This window comes from Collinsella sp. AF37-9, from assembly GCF_003475115.1.
In the GTDB taxonomy this organism is placed as follows: Bacteria; Actinomycetota; Coriobacteriia; order Coriobacteriales; family Coriobacteriaceae; genus Collinsella.
On the sequence record NZ_QROQ01000027.1, the window covers coordinates 5,668 to 28,970 of the forward strand.

At 58.8% G+C, this 23,303-nt stretch carries 19 protein-coding genes; 9 read left to right on the forward strand and 10 right to left on the reverse strand.

What is annotated here, in order from left to right; all coding sequences use genetic code 11:
- Positions 1 to 338: 338 nt before the first annotated feature.
- From DW024_RS08105 to DW024_RS08135, 7 genes are all read right to left on the reverse strand, one after another.
- Positions 339 to 1,274 carry a hexose kinase gene (locus DW024_RS08105; RefSeq protein ID WP_118377433.1) on the reverse strand — a complete coding sequence of 312 codons (936 nt, stop codon included), beginning with the start codon at positions 1,272 to 1,274 and terminating at the stop codon, positions 339 to 341.
- 53 nt (positions 1,275 to 1,327) lie between these two features.
- Positions 1,328 to 2,209, reverse strand: a complete 882-nt coding sequence (locus DW024_RS08110; protein ID WP_117799765.1) for an aldose 1-epimerase family protein — start codon at positions 2,207 to 2,209, stop codon at positions 1,328 to 1,330.
- A 374-nt stretch (positions 2,210 to 2,583) separates the two neighbouring features.
- A complete protein-coding gene (gene lacB / locus DW024_RS08115; RefSeq protein WP_006234831.1) occupies positions 2,584 to 3,108 on the reverse strand; it encodes a galactose-6-phosphate isomerase subunit LacB in 525 nt (174 codons plus the stop codon).
- A gap of 63 nt (positions 3,109 to 3,171) precedes the next feature.
- Positions 3,172 to 3,600 (reverse strand): galactose-6-phosphate isomerase subunit LacA, encoded by a 429-nt coding sequence (gene lacA, locus DW024_RS08120; protein WP_006234830.1) that lies wholly within the window; start codon positions 3,598 to 3,600, stop codon positions 3,172 to 3,174.
- A 307-nt stretch (positions 3,601 to 3,907) separates the two neighbouring features.
- Entirely contained in the window at positions 3,908 to 4,879 is a 972-nt protein-coding gene (locus DW024_RS08125) for a hypothetical protein (protein ID WP_118377425.1), read from the reverse strand.
- Between the two features lie 327 nt (positions 4,880 to 5,206).
- Positions 5,207 to 5,545, reverse strand: a complete 339-nt coding sequence (locus tag DW024_RS08130; RefSeq protein ID WP_089572387.1) for a PTS lactose/cellobiose transporter subunit IIA — start codon at positions 5,543 to 5,545, stop codon at positions 5,207 to 5,209.
- A gap of 214 nt (positions 5,546 to 5,759) precedes the next feature.
- Positions 5,760 to 6,764 carry a LacI family DNA-binding transcriptional regulator gene (locus DW024_RS08135; protein WP_117756838.1) on the reverse strand — a complete coding sequence of 335 codons (1,005 nt, stop codon included), beginning with the start codon at positions 6,762 to 6,764 and terminating at the stop codon, positions 5,760 to 5,762.
- Positions 6,765 to 7,121: 357 nt separating this feature from the next.
- Between DW024_RS08135 and DW024_RS08140 the strand changes: the two genes are divergently transcribed.
- Both DW024_RS08140 and lacG (DW024_RS08145) read left to right on the forward strand, forming a co-directional pair.
- A complete protein-coding gene (locus tag DW024_RS08140) occupies positions 7,122 to 8,897 on the forward strand; it encodes a lactose/cellobiose PTS transporter subunit IIB (protein WP_118377426.1) in 1,776 nt (591 codons plus the stop codon).
- 66 nt (positions 8,898 to 8,963) lie between these two features.
- Positions 8,964 to 10,403: a 6-phospho-beta-galactosidase gene (gene lacG, locus DW024_RS08145; protein WP_118377427.1), complete on the forward strand. Its 1,440-nt coding sequence runs from the start codon at positions 8,964 to 8,966 to the stop codon at positions 10,401 to 10,403.
- Between the two features lie 267 nt (positions 10,404 to 10,670).
- Here lacG (DW024_RS08145) and DW024_RS08150 read toward each other — a convergent pair whose 3' ends face one another.
- The gene (locus DW024_RS08150; protein ID WP_233541358.1) at positions 10,671 to 11,699 is read right to left on the reverse strand and encodes a LacI family DNA-binding transcriptional regulator; all 1,029 of its coding nucleotides are present in this window, start codon (positions 11,697 to 11,699) and stop codon (positions 10,671 to 10,673) included.
- Between the two features lie 344 nt (positions 11,700 to 12,043).
- On the opposite strand from DW024_RS08150, the gene lacG (DW024_RS08155) reads away from it, so the two are divergent.
- Together lacG (DW024_RS08155) and DW024_RS08160 are read left to right on the forward strand one after the other, a co-directional pair.
- Positions 12,044 to 13,492: a 6-phospho-beta-galactosidase gene (lacG, locus tag DW024_RS08155; protein WP_006234822.1), complete on the forward strand. Its 1,449-nt coding sequence runs from the start codon at positions 12,044 to 12,046 to the stop codon at positions 13,490 to 13,492.
- Positions 13,493 to 13,668: 176 nt separating this feature from the next.
- Positions 13,669 to 15,429: a PTS lactose transporter subunit IIBC gene (locus DW024_RS08160; protein WP_022094682.1), complete on the forward strand. Its 1,761-nt coding sequence runs from the start codon at positions 13,669 to 13,671 to the stop codon at positions 15,427 to 15,429.
- A 172-nt stretch (positions 15,430 to 15,601) separates the two neighbouring features.
- Here the strand turns inward: DW024_RS08160 and DW024_RS08165 are convergent, their stop codons facing one another.
- Complete coding sequence (locus tag DW024_RS08165) at positions 15,602 to 16,612, reverse strand: LacI family DNA-binding transcriptional regulator (protein WP_118377429.1); 1,011 nt, start codon at positions 16,610 to 16,612, stop codon at positions 15,602 to 15,604.
- A gap of 275 nt (positions 16,613 to 16,887) precedes the next feature.
- Here DW024_RS08165 and DW024_RS08170 point away from each other — a divergent pair, with 275 nt between their 5' ends.
- From DW024_RS08170 to DW024_RS08185, 4 genes are all read left to right on the forward strand, one after another.
- Entirely contained in the window at positions 16,888 to 18,675 is a 1,788-nt protein-coding gene (locus DW024_RS08170; protein WP_118377430.1) for a PTS lactose transporter subunit IIBC, read from the forward strand.
- Positions 18,676 to 18,750: 75 nt separating this feature from the next.
- Positions 18,751 to 20,172 (forward strand): 6-phospho-beta-galactosidase, encoded by a 1,422-nt coding sequence (lacG, locus tag DW024_RS08175; protein WP_199576950.1) that lies wholly within the window; start codon positions 18,751 to 18,753, stop codon positions 20,170 to 20,172.
- A 296-nt stretch (positions 20,173 to 20,468) separates the two neighbouring features.
- On the forward strand, positions 20,469 to 20,735 hold the full coding sequence (locus DW024_RS08180) for a type II toxin-antitoxin system Phd/YefM family antitoxin (RefSeq protein WP_117735487.1): 267 nt from the start codon (positions 20,469 to 20,471) through the stop codon (positions 20,733 to 20,735).
- Entirely contained in the window at positions 20,725 to 21,030 is a 306-nt protein-coding gene (locus DW024_RS08185) for a type II toxin-antitoxin system RelE/ParE family toxin (protein WP_117583553.1), read from the forward strand. The genes DW024_RS08180 and DW024_RS08185 overlap by 11 nt, the downstream gene beginning before the upstream one ends.
- A gap of 111 nt (positions 21,031 to 21,141) precedes the next feature.
- Here DW024_RS08185 and DW024_RS08190 read toward each other — a convergent pair whose 3' ends face one another.
- Entirely contained in the window at positions 21,142 to 21,906 is a 765-nt protein-coding gene (locus DW024_RS08190; protein WP_233540364.1) for a DeoR/GlpR family DNA-binding transcription regulator, read from the reverse strand.
- 205 nt (positions 21,907 to 22,111) lie between these two features.
- On the opposite strand from DW024_RS08190, the gene DW024_RS08195 reads away from it, so the two are divergent.
- On the forward strand, positions 22,112 to 23,164 hold the full coding sequence (locus DW024_RS08195; RefSeq protein WP_158572186.1) for an aldose epimerase family protein: 1,053 nt from the start codon (positions 22,112 to 22,114) through the stop codon (positions 23,162 to 23,164).
- Positions 23,165 to 23,303: the final 139 nt, after the last annotated feature.

Below are 23,303 nucleotides of genomic sequence, written 5' to 3' on the forward strand. Positions count from 1 at the left end.
GGCGGGCGCCATTTTTGCGTGTAGTCATTGGGGACGTTCTTAAACGACTAGTCATTAAAGAACGTCCCCAATGACTACCCCAAGGAATGTCCCAGACTGCCGGCAGAAAAGGAACGTCCCTAACTGCCGCATCCGGAGCAAGACAACGCCGCAGGTAGAGGACGGACAGCGAGCGGGCCGCATTTGAGACAAGGTGACGCGAAACGAAAGGGCGCTGACCTTCTGGTCGCGCCCTTGAAGTTGAACGTCAGATTGTCCAAATGCGGCCCGCGCAGCGTCGACCGGTCCGCCGTTCGGTAGAACGGCGGAACCAATAGGTTTGGTAAAACCGCGTAACCCTAAAGCTCCGTTACTTCAACGTTGTTGTAGATCTCTTCCCAGCGGTCCATGACCAGGTGGCCGGTCTTGGGATCCATGGCGTTGAGCTTGCCGCAGGTATTGGCGGTCTTGAGCACCGTGACGTCGTCGGCACCAGCAGCAATGGCATGCGCAAAACCGGCGATGGTCGAGTCACCGGAACCCGTCGCGTTCACAGCCGCAATCGCGGGCGTCTTGGCGCGGAACGCGCGGCCCTCATGGAAGCCCACCGAACCGGCAGCGCCCATCGAAACGACAACCCAGGGGATACCGGCAAAACGGTCATCGGCGGCAAGCGCCTCGCGCAGGGCATCGACATCATCGGTCGTAAAGGACGTACCCAGCAGGCCGTTAATCTCGGTCAGATTGGGCTTTACGAGCTCAGGCTTTGCGTCGGACTCCAACGCGGCCTCAAGCGAAGCGCCCGAAGTGTCGAGCAGAACCTTAGCGCCCGCGCCCTCGGCATTCTTTACGAGCTCGGCGTAGTAGCCGGCGTCCACGCCACGCGGCAGCGAGCCCGAAAGCGTCACAACGTCCGCCTTGGCGGCAAGCTCGGCGAACTTGGCCGTAAAGGCCTCGAGCTCGGCCGGGGCGATCTGCGGGCCGCTCTCCAGCAGCTCCGTCTGATTACCCTCGTGCAGAATATTCAGGCAAATGCGCGTCTCACCGGCAATGGGCACAAAGTCGTTCTTGACGCCGTCGGCATCCATAAGCTCAGCCATATAGGCACCCATGTGGCCGCCGAGCAGACCGGTCGCGAGCACATCGTCGCCCAACTGCAGCAGCACGCGGCTCACGTTGAGGCCCTTGCCGCCAGCGGTCTTTTCGGGCGTGACGCGGTTAACGTCGTCAATGACCAGCTTGTCGAGCTGATAGCGCGTATCAATCGACGGGTTCATGGTAACGGTCAGAATCATGTTGAACTCCTGTTCCGGGGCGGCATGACCCGCCCCAAACATACGATAACTCGTTAAAGGATCTCGATCTCAAAGCCGCGGGTGACGGTCTCCCCCGGCTTGGCAACCAGGCAGCCACGCTTGTGCTCCAGAATATCGTCCTCGTCGGAGCAGGTGGACAGGCCGCCCCACGGTTCAACAGCCACAAAGTCGCCCTCGGGCTTGCTCCACACAATCAGGTACGGCATATCGGGGAACGTCAGGCGCACGCCCTTGTCCTCGGTTTTCTTGGTCAGCGTAACCACGCGGCTCTCGAGCACGTCAAAGATGGTCTCCGCGAAGTCAAAGAGTTCGTGGGTCAGCGGCAGGTTCTGGTCGATCATAGGGTTCTTGCTGCGATGCTCAACATCAATCAAGCCCGTCGAGGGAACGGCAGTACAGAGCTCGGCGGCCTCACGCTGCTCAAAACGGAGCTCGTAATCGTCATAGGACTCGCCCTCGTCGAGCGGGCACTTAAAGCCGGGGTGACCACCCACAAAGAATGGCATATCCTCGGTGCCCTCATTGGTCACCTCGTACGACACGGCCACCTTTTCCGAATCGATCGTGTAGCGAGCAACGATCTTAAACGGATACGGGTACTGCTCAAGCAACTCGGCATGGTCGGCAGAGCTTAGGCTCAGCGCAACCATGTTGTCGCTCTGCTCCTCGAGCTTCCACTCCTGCTTGCGGGCAAAGCCGTGGCGGGCAAGCTTGACCTCGCGGCCACCCATGGTCATCGCGCGGCCATCACGAAGGCCGCCGCAAATCGGAAAGCAAATGGGTGCCTGGCCCGACCACACCGCCGGATCGCCCTGCCACAGATACTCACGACCGTTGGCCGCAATAGAAGTGAACGATCCGCCAGCCGTGCTCAGTGCCACACGAATAGAACCGTTATCAAGAACAAACTCCATAGGAGCCTTCCCTTTCGTACGCCAGCCCGCCGAGTCAGTGGGGCTGATAGAAAACCGGCCCGCGCCCCCTCACAGAAACGCGAGCCGTCAATTGAAAAGCTGCAGAATACCGGGTCCCGCCAAAACGAAGCCCACAAGCTCAGCAAGCAAACGTGTTATCGGAGCAGCTTACTGAACCAGAAAGCTTCGCAACAACAGCGGTAACCCCACAGGTACCCCCAACGTCAGCGAGAAGTCAGCTGGCGAGGCAAGGTGCCGTGAAGCGAGGCGGCATTGACCTTCTGGTCATGCCGCCGAAGCTGAACGGCAGATTGCCCGCCAGATGGCTTCGCAGCGTCGACCGGTCCGGCGTTTGTTAAAACGCCGGAACCCCCTTAGTCGTGGTATTCGCCGCGGTCCCACTTCTCGAGGAACTCGTCAAAGAAGTGCGGGTCAGCCTGAGCCTCGGCGTCGGCCTTGTTGCAGGCGTCGATCTTGGCGATCAGGGCGTCGTGCTCGGGAGTCTTCTCGTAGGGCTCCTCAAGGAAGGCAAGCATGATGTCGGCCATCAGGAACTCGCCGGTGATCTTGCCGCCAAAGCCCACGATATTCGCGTTGAGCTCGCGGCGGGCATACAGGGCAGAGGTCATGTCGCGGACCAGGGCGCAGCGAGCGCCGGGAACCTTGTTGACGGCGTTGGTGATGCCGATGCCGGTGCCGCACAGGGCCACGCCAAAGTCGGCCTTGCCGCTGGCAACAGCCTCGCCCACGGCCTTACCGTAGATGGGATAGTGCGTACGGGTGTGGCTGTAGGTGCCGCAGTCGAGCACCTTGTAGCCAGCCTGCTCCAGGCGGTCGGCCAGATAGATCTTCTCGTCCGTAACGATATGGTCGCAACCGATTGCGATGGTCTTCTTCATCAGAACGTCCTTTCGTCTGAATTCACAAGTTGAGGTAGAAGTTCGAGTTCTCGGTGGCTCTCGTTAGGCCATCTTGTTGAGCATGTCGACACGGATCTGGTGACGGCCGCCGGCGTACTGGGCGCGCAGGAACTCGCGGGCGATCTTCTTGGCGACCTCGGTGCCCACAACGCCCGGGCCCATGGTGACCATGCGCGAGCCGTTGTGCTCGCGGGTCATGTAGGCGGAACGCTCGTCGGAAATGTTGGCGACGACCATGCCCTTGATCTTGACGGCGGCCATATAGGAGCCGACGCCGTACTTATCGAATGCGAAGCCCTGGGAATCCTTGTGCTCCAGCAGGTCCTTGGCAACGGCGGTCGCGGAATCGACAAAGTCCGCGGCAGGGGTCTCGGAATAGTCGACGACCTCGTGACCGTCGGCGATGAGCATCTCCTTGATGGACTCCTTCATCGACATACCGTCGGCATCGGAAGCGATTACAACCCTCATGACATCCTCCTTGAGAGATACGCAGGTGCGTAGTTTCTGTTTGGAAGTGTTGAATCGCGTTCAGGTCCGGGCATCTGAATGTGCGGTTCTTCACTGTTCATGTTTATTTGAACACATTCGAACATCGACTGCAACAACTATTTGTTTATCTTTGTTCTTTTTTGAACAAATACCGTTCACGGATGGTTGCCGACCGTTTGGACCCGGTGCGGACGTAGCGACCATGTGTTCAACAAACAAAAGGGCGACCGAGAACGTGTCTCGGCCGCCCTTCGGCGGTATTTCCCGGTATATACAGCTGTTTTAGCTACTCAGACCGTCCGCTCCTCTTGGCATGTTTGGACGGAGCGCTCAGAAAGCGACCCGTCAAATAGTTCGCCGGGCCGGAGATATCGATCCCCAGCAACACGTGTCCTAGCCATAGGAACGCCGCGAGCACCAGAAGTGGAATCACGCACGAGGTCACGATCATCACGATGACACCTTCGATCAGATCGGTCACCTGCTGCACAATTTCATCGGTCATCTGCTTGGCACCGCTGGTCACCGATGTGACGAGACCCGAGGCGCCGTCGGCAAGCTGCTCAAGCACATTCTTGGACTCTGTGGACTCGGTCTTTTTCTTGCTTGCTTTGGAGCTGTCGCCATCTGCCACACCCGCAGCGTCGGCCGCCTTTTGCTCGGCTTGCTCGATGCTCACTCGATACGTTTCGTCGACCTTTTGCGACACCCATACGCTTGCAGGCACCAAGGCCATTCCGATCATGGCGACCACCAGCACGCGAGTCGCCACGCGGCGCAGGACGGCGCTCGTGCTCCAGCGCCCGTGAATGCCAAGCGACACCGCAAAGAGCACCAACGCAAACGGGATTAAGATGCCCAAACCAACCGACCACAAAATAGTCAGCAGATATTTCTCGAGGTAGAGCACGGCAAGCACGATGCCCAAGTTGCCCGAAAGCTGTGCGAGCTGCTCAGCGACCGGCGTACCCGTATCACCAGGCAGCGCGGTAATGCCCGCAGATAGAGCAACGCATGAAGCCGTGAGCGCCAGTACGTTACCTTTCTTTTGATCGATAACCTCGATGGTGGAGTCCCAAGTTTTGGTATCGGCGAAATGCGGACGAGTTACAAAGCCCGACAGCAGCGCCAGTACCACGAGCACAACGATAAAGCCAATCTGCAGCTTTTTGTTTGCGCACACGACGTCGGACAGGCTAGGCTGCAGCTCGGTTACCGTCGTGTGCTCGGTTATCTGGACAGGACGCCCATGAGCCATCTCATGCGCATCTCTTTTTTGTATTGACCCGTTATCCGGCATTTGGATACCTCCTCATTCCGGCGTCTAATGCGAAAGGAAGTATACCCATCGAGCAAAAATCGAACGGGAGGACGAACGGAGCGCACCAAGACTGTCCCCAATGCCTAGTCGTTTAAGAACGTCCCCAATGACTATTTCGGGATGAGCTGCGGTGGAATAGGGATTGTTTTGCGCCCGCTGGCCCCTATTCAGTCCCTATTTCACCGCAACTTGGAGGAGGACAGAAAAAGCCCTGCCGTGGGTAGCGGCAGGGTTTTTGGAAGGGGACTTGGTTGTGAGAGCTCGTTAGGCGAGCTTAGCCTCGAGTGCGGCGATGCGCTTATAGGCATCGATGGTAAAGCGGGTCTGCTTCTCCAGGATCATGGTGGTCATGAGAGTATCCTGAGCGTGAGCCATAATGAAGGTCATCTCCATCTCGCCGCCGCCGGCCTCCTGCGAAAGCAGCTTGGTCTGCGTATCGTGGGCGCCGATAAGTGCATCGCTGGCATCCTTGTGCAGCTGTTCGGCCTTCTCAAAATCACCCTCGCGAGCAGCATCGAGTGCTGCAAGCAGATCGGTCTGGGCGTCACCTGCGTATGCGACAATCTCGAATCCAACCATCGAGATTTCTTCTTTGGTTGCCATATTGCGTTCCTTTCACATATGAACCAATGGAGAGCATCGCGTCCGGGCATACGCGCTGCGTTCTGTATAGCAGAAACATTATCATTCAAACAAAAAAGAACAGCGCAAAACGTAATTTCGAGCTATGAACGGTCAATTTTCGCCCGTGAACGGTTTTTAAACCAATCTGAACAATATCGAACACAGTTAGCGGCAACCCAAACAGGACCGCACCCTAACGCAAATCGCGCACCGTATCGCCCTCTACGAGCACACCGGGGATCAGCATGTGCTCCACGCCAGACGCACCCCCCTCGGCGCCGGCGATCTTGTCGACCGCCCACATGCCGACGCGCTTGTTGTCAAAACGCACCGTGGTCAGGCGACGATCGGGCACGATATCGCCCAGGCTGTCATCAACACCCGCCACGCTCACGTCCTCGGGCACGCGCTTTCCGCGCGATTCGAGCCCGCGAATGCAGCCGTAGGCCATGGCGTCGTTGGAAGCATAAATGGCCGTACAGGTCGGATCGTCCGCCAGAGCCTGACCGGCGGCATATCCGCTCTGTGCCGTCCAATCGCCACGGACGAGTCGCGGCGGCTCAATACCATGCGCACGCAATGTCTCGCGCCAGCCCTCCTCGCGCTGCATGCCCGAAAGCGAGCGCTCGGGACACGAGATAAAGTGCACGGTCTTGTGCCCCTGCTCCAACAAGTACTCGACCACCTGGCGCGAGCAATCGAACTGGTCGTTATCGACCGTCGAGCACAGCGGGTGCTCCAGCATAGTAACGAGCACCGTCTGCATACCGGGCAGCGGCTCGAAGGAGCCAAAGTCCGCCGGCATGCGGTTCATGATCACAACCATGCCATCCACCGGCAGCGCGCTCATGCGCGACGATGCACTCTCGAGGGTATACGGATGCCCGTCTACTTTAGTGAGGGTGATGGCATAGCCATGTTTGTCGGCCGCAGCGGCAAAGCCCTCCATACGGTCGAGGTTGCCGGTGCCGGTAATGTTGAACATGGCGACGCCGACGGTCTTAAACTTGCCGCGACGCAGCGAACGGCCGGCAAAGTTTGGACGATACCCCAGCTCGCGCATGGCGGCACGCACGCGCTCCTTGGTCTCGGGGCGCACGCTGGGCGAATCGTGCACGGTGCGCGAGACCGTCTGCTCCGAGACGCCCGCGAGACGCGCCACATCCTTAACGGATACCGATTTTTTAACAGCGGCCATAGGTCGATCTTTCTATGTCAACGATGCCATTGGTGACACCCTACGCAGTCATTTTTAACGCCTTCAAGTATATCCAACGCCTCCCCCACCATACGCTCACCACCCAAAACCTACCGTTCACCGACATTTTTGCTTCCCCGAACAGCTTTTGTCGACCAAATGTTAACGTTGCCATTGTGCAAACACAGAGCCACCGGGCGGCTCAAACGTTTACGCGCAAGGAATCGACGGTCCACAGGCACAGGGGCCATCGGTTCGCGTCTTATTTTGTGTCGCAAAATGGCAACGTCAACATTTTGGCAACCAAACGTCAAAAGCTACCATCGTTGCCAACCCACCGACTCTTAGGAGCTTTGCATGGAGCAACTCATCGCCATCATCGAAAAGGGGCAGCCCTTTTTCAACGCGATCGCCCGCAACAAGTACCTCAAGGCGATCCGCGACGGTTTTATCTCCGTCATCCCCATCATCATCTTCTCGTCCATCTTCTGCCTGGTAGCCTCGGTTCCCAATATCTGGGGTTTCTACTGGCCCGATGACATCAACAACGCCCTATGGAAGTGCTACAACTACTCCATGGGCATCCTGGCCATCGCCTGTGCCGCCACCACGGCCAAGCACTTCGCCGACGCTCAGAACCGCGATCTGCCCAAGAACAACCAGATCAACTTCATCTCGTGCATGTGCGCGGCCATCATCGGCTTCTTGCTCCTTTCGAGCGACACGATCGCCACGGACGCTGCCAGCGGCTTCAACACCACCTACCTTGGTTCCAAAGGCCTGCTGACCGCCTTTATCGCTGCGTTTGTGACCGGCATCATCTACAAGTTCTTCATTAAGCGCAACATCACCGTCAAGATGCCCGAGCAGGTTCCGCCCAACATCTCGCAGACCTTTAAGGACATCATCCCCTTCTCCGTCTGCATCACCGTCTTTTGGGTCTTTGACATCGCCTTCCGCGCTGCTTTTGGCTTCTGCTTTGCCCAGGGCGTCATCCAGGTGTTCCAGCCCCTGTTCACCGCTGCCGACGGCTACATCGGCCTCGCTGTGATCTACGGCGCTATGAGCCTCTTCTGGTTCGTGGGCGTCCACGGCCCCTCGATCGTCGAGCCCGCCATCGCCGCCGCCCTCGTTGCCAACATGACCGACAACCTGGCTGCGTTCCAGGCCGGCCAGCACGCTTCCGCTGTCCTGACCCAGGGTGCCCAGTACTTCGTCGTCTGCATGGGCGGCACCGGCGCCACGCTCGTCCTGGTCTTTATGTTCTGCTTCCTGGCCAAGTCTCAGGAGATGCGCGCCGTCGGTAAGGCCGCCATCGTCCCCGTCTGCTTTGCCGTCAACGAGCCGCTGCTGTTCGCCGCGCCCATCGTGCTCAACCCCGTCTTCTTTGTCCCGTTTGTCTTTGCCCCGATCGCCAACATCTGGATCCTCAAGATCTTTATCGACTTCTTGGGCATGAACGGCTTTATGTACACCCTGCCTTGGACCGTCCCCGGCCCCATCGGCACCATCATGGGCCTGGGCTTCCAGCCGCTCGCTTTTGTGATGCTCGCCCTTATCCTGGTCGTCGACTTCGTTCTGTACTACCCGTTCTTCCGTGCCTATGACGCCCAGAAGTGCGCCGAGGAGGCCGAGATCTCCCAGGAGGAGCTCGCCGCCAAGAACGCCGAGAAGGCCGCCAAGCTCAACGATGCCTTCCAGGGCAAGGCTGACGCCAAGAGCGTTGCCGCCGGCGCTGCTGCCGAGGCCGTGAAGGCCGACTCCCCCGCCGCTTCCGCAGCACCCGCTGCCGAGACAACGACCGCCAGCGACCTCAACGGCAAGCGCGTGCTCGTGCTCTGCCAGGGCGGCGGAACCTCGGGCCTGCTCGCCAGCGCGCTGGCCAAGGCCGCCAAGGAGCGCGGCATTAACCTCGAGACCGCTGCCGAGGCCTATGGCAACCACGTGGACATGCTCCCCGACTTTGACCTGGTCGTCCTGGCCCCGCAGGCCGCAAGCTACCTGGCCGACCTGCAGAAGGACTGTGAGCGCGTGGGCAACAAGTGCGTCGCCTGCCGTGGCAAGCAGTACATCGAGCTCTCCCAGAACGGCGACAAGTCTCTCGCCTTCGTGAGTGAGCAACTTTCGAAGTAAGTAACGCCCAGGGCCAGCCGACCATCCAAGACCGGCTGGCCCTTCGATTTAGACGATTGGATCATCATGTCCGTTAATCCTGCTAGCGTCACCAACCCGCCCGCGCAGTTTCCCGAGGACTTTGTCTTTGGCGGCGCCACCGCTGCCTACCAGGTAGAGGGCGAGACCCGCACTCACGGTAAGGGCAAGGTTGCCTGGGACGACTTTCTGGAGGCCCAGGGGCGCTTCTCCCCCGATCCCGCTTCGGACTTCTACAACCAGTACCCTGTCGACCTGGAGCTGTGCGAGGAGTTCGGCATCAACGGCATTCGCCTCTCCATCGCCTGGAGCCGCATCTTCCCCAACGGCACCGGCGAAATCAACCCCGAGGGCGTCCAGTTCTACCACGATCTCTTCGCCGAGTGCCACAAGCACCACGTTGAGCCGTTCGTCACGCTGCATCACTTTGACACGCCGCTTCCCCTCTTTGAGAAGGGCGACTTCCTCAACCGCGAGACCATCGACGCCTTTGTGGACTTTGCCACCTTCTGCTTTAAGGAGTACGCCGACCAGGTGACCTACTGGTTCACCTTTAACGAGATCTGGGCCGACGCCTCCAACACCTACATCGAGGGCACCTTCCCCGGTGGCGTCAAGGCGCATCTGGCCGAGGCCTTCCAGTGCGAGCACAACATGATGCTCGCCCACGCCAAGGCCGTGCTGGCCTTCCACAACGGCGGCTTTAAGGGCAAAATCGGCGTCATCCAGTCGCTGGAGTTTAAGTACCCGCTCAACGAGAACGACCCCGCCGACATCAAAGCCGCCAACAACGAGCACGTGCTGCAAAACCAGTTTTTGCTCGACGCGACGTTCCGCGGCGAGTATGCCCCCGACACCCTCGAGTGCGCCAACCGCCTGGCTGCCGTCTCGGGCGGCACCATCGAGATCTTGGACGAGGACCTCGAGATTATGCGCGAGGCAGCGCTCCACAACGACTACCTGGGCGTTAACAACTATCAGTGCCGTTTTTTGAAGGCTTACGATGGCGAGAACGACCTGCACCACAACGGTACGGGCGAGAAGGGCACCGGTCGCTGGCGCGTCAAGGGCATTGGCGAGCATGTGAACAAGCCCGGCATCCCCACCACCGACTGGGACTGGATCATCTATCCCGAGGGTCTGTTCGATCTGCTCGTCTACATTAAGCAGCGCTACCCCAACTACAAGCAGGTCTTCATCACCGAGAACGGCATGGGCTACAAGGACCCCTACAAGAACGGTTTTGTGGACGACCAGCCGCGCATCGACTACATCGAGCAGCACCTGCGTTGGCTGCTCAAGGCCATGGAGGTGGGCGTCAACGTGGGCGGCTACTTCCTGTGGAGCCTGCAGGATCAATTCTCCTGGACCAATGGCTACAACAAGCGTTACGGCTTCTTTTACGTTGACTTTGAAACCCAGAAGCGCACGCCCAAGGCAAGCGCCTACTGGTACAAGCACGTGGCGCAGACCCGTCGTCTGGACTAGTGGCTGGCGGGGTTGCCCGCTCACACAACCTGTCCCCATTTCTCAGCCGGGGGCGGCACGTCACACGGCGCGCCGCCCCCGGTCTTTTTGTTTTTTGGCTGGTCGGGAGCCGTTTGTCTCGATCTGTAACATCTAGCCGAGTTTTTTGGTCCTAGCTGTTACAGATTGAGACGAACAGGATTGCTCTTTCCGAAGAATCTAAATCTGTAACACGTAGCCCGCTTTTGACCGTCTACCTGTTACAAATCGAGACAAACGGAGTAGGACCTAACCCCGTATGTCCCTAACAGTCGAGCGTTCGACCAGCGTACTCGGCACATGAATCGCCTCGATAGACGAGCTCTCTCCAATCGCCGCCTCAAACGCAAGCTTACCGACACCGCGCAAATCAAATCGCAGCGTCGTCAGCCGATTGTGAGGAACAAGTCCCTCGAGTGCGTCGTCGATACCAACCACGCTCACGTCGTCGGGCACGGACAGGCCCGCGTTCTCGAACGCGGCGATAACGCCCAGCGCCATCTGGTCATTTGCCGCAAGCACGGCAGTCGGCGCCTGCGACCCGCCGGCAAGCACCTCGGCCGCAATCCGCTCGCCCATGGCGTACCCACTGTCCGCACTCCAATCGCCACGCAGCATCGGAGCGGCATCGACATGAGCACGACCCAGCGTATCGCGCCAACCGGCCTCACGAAAACGCGAGGAAATCGAGTTTTCCGGACCCGCCACAAACCGCATATTCGAGTGACCATGTTCCAGCAGATAATTGGTCAACAGCTCGCACGAACCATACTGGTCGGAGTCGATCGTCGTGCAGCGCGGATGCGCATACATGGACAGGATGACCGTTCGCACTCCCGGCTGGGGAACAAACTCCTCAAAATCGGGAGCCATGCGGTTCATGTTGAGAATCATGCCGTCGACGGGTCGCTCGACCATGCGGCGCGAGGCATCGGCAAGTGTATAGGGCTTGTCGCCGCCCATCTCGATCATAGTGACGGCAAAATCGTGCTCGCGCGCCGCTTGCATGATACCCTCGAGCGTCGCCAGGTTACCGACACGTGTGATGTTGTACATGCACAGGCCAATAGAACGATACGACCCGCCGCGCAACGCCGCTCCAGCAAAATTGGGACGAAAGCCCAGCTCTTCCATGGCGGCCAGCACACGCTTGCGCGTCTTTTCCGTCACGTTGGGCATACCGTTGACCACGCGAGACACAGTCTGGCGGCTCACGCCAGCGAGCGCCGCAACCTCTGCCGCGCTCGCCGAATGACCATTCCTTGTCTGCTGAGCCATGCCTTCCACGCTAACCTGCTTCCCAACTATTCCCCGCGCCCATGGCGCATCGTACATACATTGATAACGTGCTCATGATACCCGAGCCATATACCACAACATGAAAACTTCTGTCAATCAAAACCGCTTACCGAACAAATACAACCGTTCGCGGCTGTTTGAAGTTGTTTTGTTTCTATACATCCCAGCCGGATGTTAACGTGCTCATTGTCAAATGTTCACGTGCTCATTTTGGTTCTAATCATTTTAAGGTAGTGTTTATCGGGCTTTTTCACCGCTGAACGCTAACCAGGGAGCCTCCTGAGCGCAAACGCACAATATCGAACAGCGAGACGAGAGGGTGTATGCATATGTCTTTGCTAAACCGCGTACAGCAGCTGCCGAAGGGCTTTGTTTGGGGCGCCGCAACCGCCGCGTACCAAACGGAAGGTTCCACGAAGGTGGCAGGCAAGGGTAAGACCATGTGGGACGATTACCTTGTCGCCCAGGGTCGCTTTTTGCCCGACCCGGCCAGTGATTTCTACAACCGCTACGAGGAGGATATCCGCCTTTCTGCCGAGCATGGACTCAACGCCATTCGTGTGTCCATCGCCTGGACCCGCATCTTCCCCAACGGCGACGATGCCGAACCCCTCGCCGAGGGCGTTAAGCACTACCACGAGCTGTTCGCCTGCTGCAAAAAGTATGGCGTCGAGCCCTATGTGTCCCTGCATCACTTTGACTCCCCCGCCGCCCTGTTCAACCAGGGCGACTGGCTCAACCGCAAGACCGTCGACGCCTATGTGCGCTATGCCGAGTTCTGCTTCCGCGAGTTCCGCGAGGTCAAGAATTGGTTCACCATCAACGAGCTCATCAGCCTCTCGCACTCCCAATACATCCAAGGCAACTTCCCGCCCAACCATCACTTTGATGTGACGAGCGGCATCCAGAGCCAGCACAACGAGCTCGTTGCCCACGCCCGCGCCGTCAACCTGTATAAGGATCTTGACGAGACCGAGCACCTGGGCGGCCGCATTGGCATGGTCAACGTCCTGACGCCGGCATATCCTGCCACCGACTCGCCCGCCGACCAGCACGCCGCCGACCTGTACAACGCCTTCTACACCGACTTCATCATGGACGGCGCCTTCCTGGGCCACTACTCCGCGCGCACCCTCTCACTCATCAACGAGATTCTGCGTGCCAACAACGCCACGCTTACGGTTGAGGACAGCGACATGGAGGAGCTCGCCAAGGCGGCGCCCCGCAACGATATGTTCGGCCTCAACTACTATCAGTCGGCGTTTATCGCCGCCTACGATGGCGAGTCCACCAACAGCTTTAACGGCACCGGAGACAAGGGCACCTCGTGCTTTAAGTTTAAGGGCGTCGGGCAGCAGGTCGATATGCCGGGTATCCCCACCACCGACTGGGATTGGCTCATCTACCCGCAAGGCCTCTACGACACGCTCAAGCACATCAGCGCCACCTATCCCAACCTCCCCGTCATCTATATCACCGAAAACGGCCTGGGCCACAAGGACCCCGAGCCCGACGCAAACGGCATCGTCGCCGATCCCGAGCGCATCGACTTTGTCGACCAGCACATGGAGAAGGTGCTCCAGGCGCGCGCCGAGGGCGTCGACGTCCAGGGCTACTTTATCTGGAGCCTGCAGGACCAGTTCTCGTGGGCCAATGGCTATAACAAGCGCTACGGCCTGTTCTACATCGACTTCGACACGCAAAAACGCTACATCAAGCAGTCGGCACTCTGGTACAAGGAGCTCGCCGACACTATGGCGGACGCGCAGTAGCGCATCGCCTCGCTTTCCCCCGAGAAGGGAGCGGCCCTATGCGATACAAACCCAGCCGCTCCCCTCTCTCCCCCTGGGACCGACCCCGCCTGCACCCGGGCTTTTAGCAAGCGGGAGACCATATAGGTTTTCAACGTCCATGCCATTAAGATTTCATGCAAAGAGGAGCGTGAACTATGGAATCGATCGTTAAGTTCTTGGAGAAAGGTCAGCCGTACTTCGACAAGGTCTCTAAGAACATCTACCTTCAGGCCATTAAAGACGGCTTTTTGGCAGCAATGCCCATCATCCTGTCTTCTTCTGTCTTCCTGCTTATTTCGACCCTGCCGGGCGTTGTCGCCACGGTCGGCGGCTTTACGCTGCCCGACTGGTGGAACGTCGACGTCGTGAACTTCTGCAACAAGGTTTACAACTTCACGATGGGCGTCGTGGGCATCATGGTCGCCGGCACCACCGCAAGCGCGCTGACCGGCTCCAAGAACCGCCGCATGCCTGCCGGCAAGGCCATCAACGCCACGAGCACCATGGTCGCCGCCATGTGCGCTATGCTCATCTTGGCCGTTACCCAGACGAGTGCCAAGATCGACGGTGCCGATGTCTCGGTGTTCTTTACCGACAACATGGGCACCAAGGGCCTACTGAGCTCCTTTGTCGCCGCATTTGCCACGGTCAACATCTATGCCTTCTGCATTAAGCGAGACATCACCATCAAGCTGCCCAAAGAAGTCCCCGGCGCCATCGCCCAGAACTTCCGCGACATCTTCGCCTTCAGCTTCTCCATCCTGTTTGTCGCCGTCATCGACGTTATCTGCCGCACCTGCTTGGCCGTCCCGTTTGCCAACGTCATCTCCACGCTGGTGAGCCCGCTGTTCGCCGCTGCCGATTCCTACGCCGGCCTCGCCCTCATCTGGTTCATGATCCCGCTGTTCTGGTTCATGGGCATCCACGGCCCCTCGGTCGTTAAGCCTGCCCTCAACGCCGCGCTGTTTGGCAACATCACCACCAACCTCGCCACGCTGCAGGCCGGCGGTCACCCCGCCCTCGCCCTGACCGAGAACTTCGGTAACTACATCGGCGAACTCGGCGGCACCGGCGCCACGTTCATTGTCCCGATCATCTTCCTGCTCTTTATGCGCTCCAAGCAGCTCAAGGCCGTCGGCAAAGCCTCTGTCGTACCCGTGATGTTCGCCGTCAACGAACCGCTGCTGTTCGCCGCGCCCATCATCCTCAACCCGTACTTCCTGATCCCGTTCCTGTTTGCCCCCGTGGCCAACGTCCTCATTGGTAAGTTCTTCATCGACTTTTTGGGCATGAACGGCTTTATCTATGCCATGCCGTGGGCACTCCCCGGACCGATCGGCACCTTCATCGACACCAACTTCCAGCCGATCTCTCTGGTCCTGGTTGTCGTCCTGCTGGTCGTTGACTTCTTAATCTACTACCCGTTCTGCAAGGCCTACGACAACGTCCTGTGCAAGCAGGAGGCCGAGACCCTGGCCGAAGAAGAGGCCGAGGAGACCAAGGCCGTCAAGACCGCTGCCGCCCCCGCCGTTGAGGCTCCTGTTGTCGAGACCGCTTCTGCCACTGAGGCCTCCGCAGCTCCGTCCGCCCTTAAGGGCAAGGATCTGAGGGTTCTGGTTCTGTGCGCTGGCGCCGGCACCTCTGCACTGCTCGCCAACGCGCTTAAGGAAGGCGCCGACGAGCTGGGCATCGACATTACCGCCAACGCCGGTGCCTACGGCAGCCACTACGCCATCATGGACCAGTACAACGTCATCGTCCTGGCTCCGCAGGTTCGCACCTATTACAACGAGATGAAGGCCGACACCGACCGCCTGGGCATCACGCTGCTGTCGCCCAAGGGCAAACAGTACATCGACCTCACTAAGGACCCCAAGGGTGCCGTCGCCTGGATCGAGGAAAACCTCGAGGCATAAGACGCTGACGCCACCTGCCGCTCGCAGAAAAAAATGGCCCGTGCATCGATGCGTGATGCGCGGGCCATTTTGTTTAGACCGCACCCGTCCTCCTGTTCATCTCAATCTGTAACATCTAGCCGAGTTTTTGGGTCCCAGCTGTTACAGATCGAGATGAACGAGCCGAGCACGTCTATGCCCGCAGATCCTTCACACTGGAGCGCTCGACCAACACGCCCGAGACGAGCGTACGGCTTCTGGAGCTCGGGGCTTCCAGACCGGCGACGACCTCGTTAAGCGCACGGATGCCCAGCTCGCGGTGGCGAAACTTCACCGACGTCAGAATCGAGTTGGGAATCGTCTTATAAAGCTCATCGTCGAAGCCGATCACGGACACGTCGTCGGGCACACTGAGCCCTTTGTCACGTAGAGCCATCATCACGCCGTTTGCCATGCAGTCGTTAGCGGCGAGGACCGCCGTGCAATCGGGTTTATCGGCAAGCACAAGGCCCGCGGCGTAGCCACTATCCGCATTCCAATCGCCTTGTAGAGGCTCAGGCGGCTCAATGCCACGCGCCTCGAGTGCTGCACGCCAACCTTTCATACGGCACTGGCTCGACAGCGACTCTTTCTTACCCGAAACGAAATACACGTTCTTGTGACCATGATTCAAGAAGTACTCGCATGCCATGCGCGCGCCGTCCTCTTGATCGTCACTGACGGTGGAGCAGGTAGGATGCTCCATCGGCGTAATAATCACCGTCTTGAGGTCTTTCGGCGCCTCAAAGGTATCAAAGTCATCGACCATCTGACGCAGGTTGAAAATCATGCCGTCGACGGGAAGCTGCGACATCCTACGTGCCGCTTCGGCAAGGGTCATCTTCTCCCCCGCCCGCTTTTTAATCATCGTGAGCGCAAAGCCTCGCTCTTCGGCGGCATCGGCGATACCGTCAATCATGTCCACGTTGCCGCCCGACAAGTGGAACAGCACCACGCCGATGCACCCGTAACGGCCCAACTTGAGCGAACGCGCGGCAAAGTTGGCTCGAAACCCGAGCGCCTCCATGGCCGAATGAACCTTATCGCGTGTAGACTCGCGCACGCTATCGGGCTCGTTGATCACGCGCGACACCGTCTTGAGAGAAACGCCCGCGGCAACTGCCACATCGTTCATTGAGACATTTTTCTTGTCCATCGTTGCCATTGCTTCTCCAGTCGGTTCCCTATCGATCGTTCTTTGCGTTCTAGCATACACTACCTGCCTGACTGATAAATCAACCGTTTACCGAACAATATCGACCGATCACCCGTATATCCTTGTTGCTCTTCCAAAAATGTCTTACGTTGTCATTAACGAAATGACAACGTTGTCATTTCGCAATGCCTTCCTTAAGCAGGAAGGTTTCCGGGCAGTCCTGACCATCCATCGACGACCAGTTCCATCCACATGCATCGCGCATCAAGTAGCAAAGGAGCTCTATGGACGCCATCGTAAAGATGCTCGAAAAGCATCAACCGTTCTTTGAGAAGATCTCGAGGAACATATACCTCCAGGCCATCAAGGACGGATTCCTTGGGTGCATGCCCATTGTCCTCACCTCTTCGATCTTTCTGCTCATTGCCACCCTTCCCGGCGTAGTCGGCGTCACGCTGCCCCAGCCGCTCATCGACTGGTGCAACAAGCTCTACAACTTCACCATGGGCGTCATGGGCATCATGGTTGCCGGCACCACTGCCAAGAACTTCACGGCTTCCATGAACCGTCGCATGCCCGCCGGCAAAGTGCTCAACGACGGTTCCACCATGGTGGCCGCCCAGTGCAGCATGCTGCTGCTCGCAGTCACGCAGTTCACCACCAAGTTCAACGGCTCCGAGCTTTCGGTCTTCGATTGCACCAGCATGGGCACGCGCGGTCTGTTCTCGGCCTATATCGCCGCGTTCATTACCGTGTGGGTCTATAAGTTCTGCGTCTCGCGCGATCTGACCATTAAGCTGCCTAAGGAGGTCCCGGGCGCCATCGCTCAGAACTTCCGCGACATCATCCCCTTTGGCGGTGCTGTCATCATCTGCGGCATCATCGATGTCGTCGTGCGCAACCTCATGGGCGTTCCGTTCTCCGAGCTGCTTATCAAACTGCTCTCCCCGCTCTTCACCGCTGCAGAAACCTATCCTGGCCTTATCCTTATCCAGGCAGCCACCGCGTTCTTCTGGTTTATCGGCGTCCACGGCCCCTCGATCGTCCAGCCGGGCATCGACCCCATCCGTCTTGCCAACCAGGCCGAGAACCTGCAGGTTCTGCTGGCCGGTGGCCACCCCGCCCACTCCCTCACCTTTAACATGTCGCTCGTGGGTGAGTTCGGCGGCACCGGCGCCACGTTCATCGTGCCGCTTCTGCTGATTCTCTTTATGAAGTCCAAGCAGCTCAAGGCCGTCGGTAAGGCCTCGATTGTTCCTGTTGCCTTCGCCGTCAACGAACCGCTGCTCTTTGGCGCGCCGATGATCCTTAACCCCTACATGCTCATCCCCTTTGTTGCCGCCGGTTGCGTCAACGTGAGTGTTGCCAAGTTCTTTATCGATAACGTGGGCATGAACGGCTTCTCCTTCGTGGTGCCTTGGGCTACCCCTGCCCCCATCGGCATCTTCATCACCACGAACTTCCAGCTTATCGCCCTGGTATTTGTCGCGATTATCATCTTGCTGGACGCCATCATCTACCTGCCGTTCTTGAAGGCATACGATAAGCTGCTCTGCGACCAGGAGGCCGAGCGCGCCGCCGAGCTGGGTCTCGAGTCCGATGGTGCTGCCGCCATCGCCGCCAGCACCTCTGCGCCCGCTGTCGAGCAGACCGCCGCTGTCACCGCTTCCGTCGAGCCGACCGCCGCTGCCGCCGACAGCAAGCCTGTCGCCGATCAGCCCGAGCCCGCCGCCGACGCATCCGCTAAGAAGGACGTCGACGGTCTGAAGGTCCTCGTCCTGTGCGCCGGCGCCGGCACCTCTGCCATGCTCGCCAACGCCATCAAGGAAGGTGCTGCGCAGACCGGAGAGAACATCGCTTCCTCCGCAGGCGCCTATGGTCAGCACACTGCCATCATGGATCAGTACGACGTCATCGTGCTCGCCCCGCAGGTTCGTAGCTACTACAACGACATGAAGGCCGACACCGATCGTCTGGGCATTAAGCTGCTCGCCCCGCGCGGCAAGGAATATATCGACCTTACCCGCGACCCCGCTGGCGCCATCAAGTGGCTCCGCGAGAACCTCGACTAGTTCCTCCCTCTGTTGGTGCCCGGATCCCCCGTTCGGGCACCTCTCCCTATTCGTATCCCACAGAAAGGATGACTCATGACCAACCCCATGCAGTTCCCCGACGGCTTTGTGTTTGGCGGCGCCACCGCCGCTTACCAGGTTGAAGGCGAGACCCGCACACACGGCAAGGGCAAAGTGCCCTGGGACGATTTCCTGGCTGCTCAGGGTCGCTTCTCCCCCGATCCTGCAAGCGACTTCTACAACAAATATCCGGTCGATATCGACTTGTGCCAGCGCTTTGGCATTAACGGCATTCGCGTCTCCATCGCTTGGAGCCGTATCTTCCCCAGTGGCACCGGCGAGATTAACCCCGAGGGCGTCGCTTTCTATCACGAGCTTTTCGCCACCTGCAACAAAGCTGGCGTTATCCCCTATGTCACGCTCGATCACTTTGATACGCCCGAGGCATTCTACCAGGACGACGGCAAGGGATTCCTGACGCGCACGACGATCGATGCCTTTGTCGAGTACGCCAAGTTCTGCTTTGCCGAGTTCACCGAGGTCAAGCACTGGTTCACGTTTAACGAGATTCCCGCAACCGCCGAGGGCAGCTTTATCGTCGGCAACTGGCCGCACGGCGAGAAGTACCGCCTGGACAAGGCCTTCCAGCTCATGCACAACATGATGGTGGCCCACGCCAAGGCTGTCGTCGCCTTCCATGAGGGCGGCTTTGAGGGCGAGATCGGCATTGTCCAGAACCTGGAGCCCAAGTATCCCCTCGACCCCAACAGCGCTACCGACTGCGAGGCCGCCCGCATGGCCGACGTCATCAACAACCGCTGGGTACTCGACGCCACCTTCCGCGGCCACTATGCAGCCGACACCATGGAGGCCGCGACCAAGCTGGCCCATATCGCCGGCGGCGAGCTCGACGTCCGCGACGAGGACATCGCCGCGCTGACCGCCGCGCTCCCCTACAACGATTGCCTGGGCGTCAACACCTACAAGTGCCAGTTCCTGCGTGCCGCCGAGGGCGAAAACGACATCAACCACAATGGCACCGGCGACAAGGGCTCCTCGCGCTGGTTCCTCAAGGGCGTGGGCGAGTCATGCGTGCGCGAAGGCGTACCCACCACCGATTGGGACTGGATTATCTATCCCGAGGGCCTCTACGACCTGCTGCTCCGCATTAAGAACGATTACCCCAACTACAAGAAGATCTACATCACCGAGAACGGCATGGGCTATAAGGACGACTTCGAGGACGGCTTTATCGACGACGCCCCTCGCATCGACTACATGCGCCAGCATCTCGCGTGGATCCTCAAGGCAATCGACGGCGGCGTGAACGTCGACGGCTACTTTGTGTGGTCGCTGCAGGATCAGTTCTCCTGGACCAACGGCTATAACAAACGTTACGGCCTGTTCTACATCGACTTTGAGACCCAGAAGCGCTATCCCAAGGCGAGCGCGTACTGGTACAAGAACGTCGCAGAGACCGGCCTACTCATGGCCTAATTTTCGCCGCATACCCCTTGTCGGCCGCATGCGAATCCCCCACGGGTTCGCATGCGGCCTTTTTTATTTTGGCTCGGTCCGAACAGGCCGTTTGTCTCAATCTGTAACATCTAGCAGGGGTTTTCGGCCCTACCTGTTACAGATCAAGACAAACGAATGGCCCGAACTTGAAGATCTCGATCTGTAACATCTAACCCGGTTCTCTACTCCCAACTGTTACAGATTGAGATAATCCGACGACGCCGACGTTTTAATATACCGTGGTACAATTGTGTCCCAACGCAAAGGAGGTGCCCATGTCCGCTTGTGTGCCCGTCCGTGACATGAAGGACACTGCCACATTCACCGCACTTGTTGAGTCTGAGCGCGACGTTACCGTAACCAAGAACGGCTACGAGGCCATGCACTGCATCAGCAGCGACCAGTATCGCCTCATGCAAGAAGAAATCGCCAAGGCAAAACTGTTGTCTCGTATGATGTTGGCAGAAGACGAAATATCGCAAGGCGACTACAGCGACTACGAATCCTTTGCGGCTTCGATACGAGACAAATATGACCTATAACGTCGTAATCCTCAAAAGCGCGCGATATGAGTACGAGAGTATTGTCGGATACCTTGCTCAAATCCTCAAGAATCCGCGTGCAGCAGGCAATTTTGTCGCTGAGTTTGAATATCAGCTTGATCTGCTTCGCGAGCAGCCGCTTTTACGTCCCCTCTCGCACATGCAAGAGCTGGCGGCACGTAATTACCGATCGTTTCCCGTCAACAACTACGTGTGTCTATACAAGTTTGAGCACGAAACAATCTATATAGCCCACATCTTTCATCAGTCACAGGACTACGCCCGCCTGGTCTAGCCCACAAGCTGAATACTTGGCCCGAGCGCATATAGCATGTCATTTTGCGCGTCATTGTGAAGCGATAATCCCCGCGCCGGCAGAGGACAGAAGTATCGTCTGCAGCGTTAGCTAGCAGATGACCCGCGTGTGTTCCTCGATGGCAGTGCGGTCCTCGGCGGTAATACCCGGCTCGCACACCACGGCGTCCAGGCTGTCCAGGCGGCAGAAGGTGTAGAAGTCGCGCTTGCCGATCTTGCTGGAGTCGGCGATCAGATAGCGCGAGTCAGCCTTGCTAAAGGCGAGCTGCTGGATACGGCCCTCGTCCATGTTGGACGTAGACACGTCGCCATCCAGAATGCCGTTGGCGCCGATAAACGCCGCATCGATGCCCAGCGCACGCAGGGTATCCTCGGCCGTTGGTCCCACAAAAGCGGCGGTGCGGCGACGGTACATACCGCCCACGAGACACAGGTCGCAGTCTTCGCGCGCCTCGAGCAGGTTAAACACCGAAAGCGAATTGGTCACAATGCGCAGGCGGCACGCCGGCAGCATCGAGGCCATCTGCTCAACCGTAGTGCCCGTACCCAAAAAGATGGTCGAGCCCTCCTCGATAAGCTCCACGGCGCGGCGCGCGATCTGCAGCTTTTCCTCGGCATGCTTGGTGCGCTTTTCGCTGTGCGAATACTCATGGCGTAGCATAGCGTGGGGACGGCCCTGTGCACTGCGGGCTCCGCCGTGCACGCGCTCAATCTCGCCCAGGCTCGCAAGTTCCTCAAGGTCGCGGCGGATCGTCATGTCCGAGACGCCTAACGCATCTGAGATCTCCTTAACCGAGACCGTGCCCTGCTCTTCGAGCAGCTGACGAACCCTATCCTGTCGCTCTGCCTTAATCACGATGAATCCTCGCCGTTCTTTGCGCACATATCATTCAAACAGTAACGAACAAATTGTATCAGACTCGTGCGCGTCAAAAATGAACGCCCGCACAGCTCCAATCATCACTTTTTTGAGAAAAATACCCCCAGCTTTAGTGGGGTGTAGTGATAATCTCGCCTGTTCGCGCTACAGTTTGTCGGAATACCTCGATGTTAGGAACCAAATGATCACTTCCGAGCTTTTCGGCACCGCGCCGTGCGGTACCCCCGTTCATCGCTACACCCTCAACGGGCCTGAGATCTGCGTTCGCATTATGGACTATGGCGCCACCGTGCTGGGCATCGATGTGCCCGACATTCCCGGCAACGTACGCGATGTGGTGCTGGGCTTTGATAAGCTCAAGGATTACTTTGACAACCCCGCCTGCTTTGGTGCGACCATCGGCCCCGTGGCAAACCGCACCGCGGGCGCCACGATCACCATCGACGGCACAGACTGGCATATGCCCGCCAACGAGGGCGCCAACAACCTGCACAGCGATCTTGAGCACGGTCTGCATAAGCGCGTGTGGGATGTTGAGCTCGACGAGGTCCACAACGCTGTTCGCATGACCACCTCGCTTGAGGATGGCGAGCTGGGCCTGCCCGGCAACCGCACCTTTACGGCCGTGTTTACCGTGACGCGCACCGGCGTCTTCCGCATCGAATATGGCTGCGAGAGCGACCGCGCCACGTACGTGTCCATGACCAACCACACGTACTTTAACCTTGCCGGCCATAACGCCGGCATGGACTGTGAGCACTTCTTTGTTGCCAACGCTGCCCACTACCTGCCCATCAACGACCAGAACATCCCCACCGGCGAGATCGCTCCGGTCGAGGGCACGCCGTTTGACTTCCGTGAGCTGCGCCCCGTCGCTCCCGGCATGGAAGCCGACGACCCGCAGATTAAGCAAGCCCGTGGCTACGATCACTGCCTGTGCATCGATGGTTATCAGTACGGCCGCAACCTGCGCCGCGCGATGCACGCCGAGGAGATGTGGACCGGTCGTGAGATGGACTACTACACCACTGCCCCGGGCGTGCAGCTCTACACCGGCAACTGGCTGGGCGACGAGCACGCCAAGGACGATGCCAACTATGGCTGGGGCGCCGGCTTTGCCCTCGAGGCCGAGATGTACCCCGACACGCCGCACCAGCCTCTGTTCCCGCAGGGCATTGTGGGCCCGGGCCATCCCTACAGCAATGTGATCGAATACCACTTTATGAGGCACTAAGCCCGCAACGCGACATATCGCACAGCAACGCCCGCCGGCACCACCGCCGACGGGCGTTTTTCTATCCAGTCGAACGCCCGTCGGCGGTGGTGGCGTGGGTCGGCCTGACGCCCTCCGAGCACTCCAGCGGGGAGAGCGA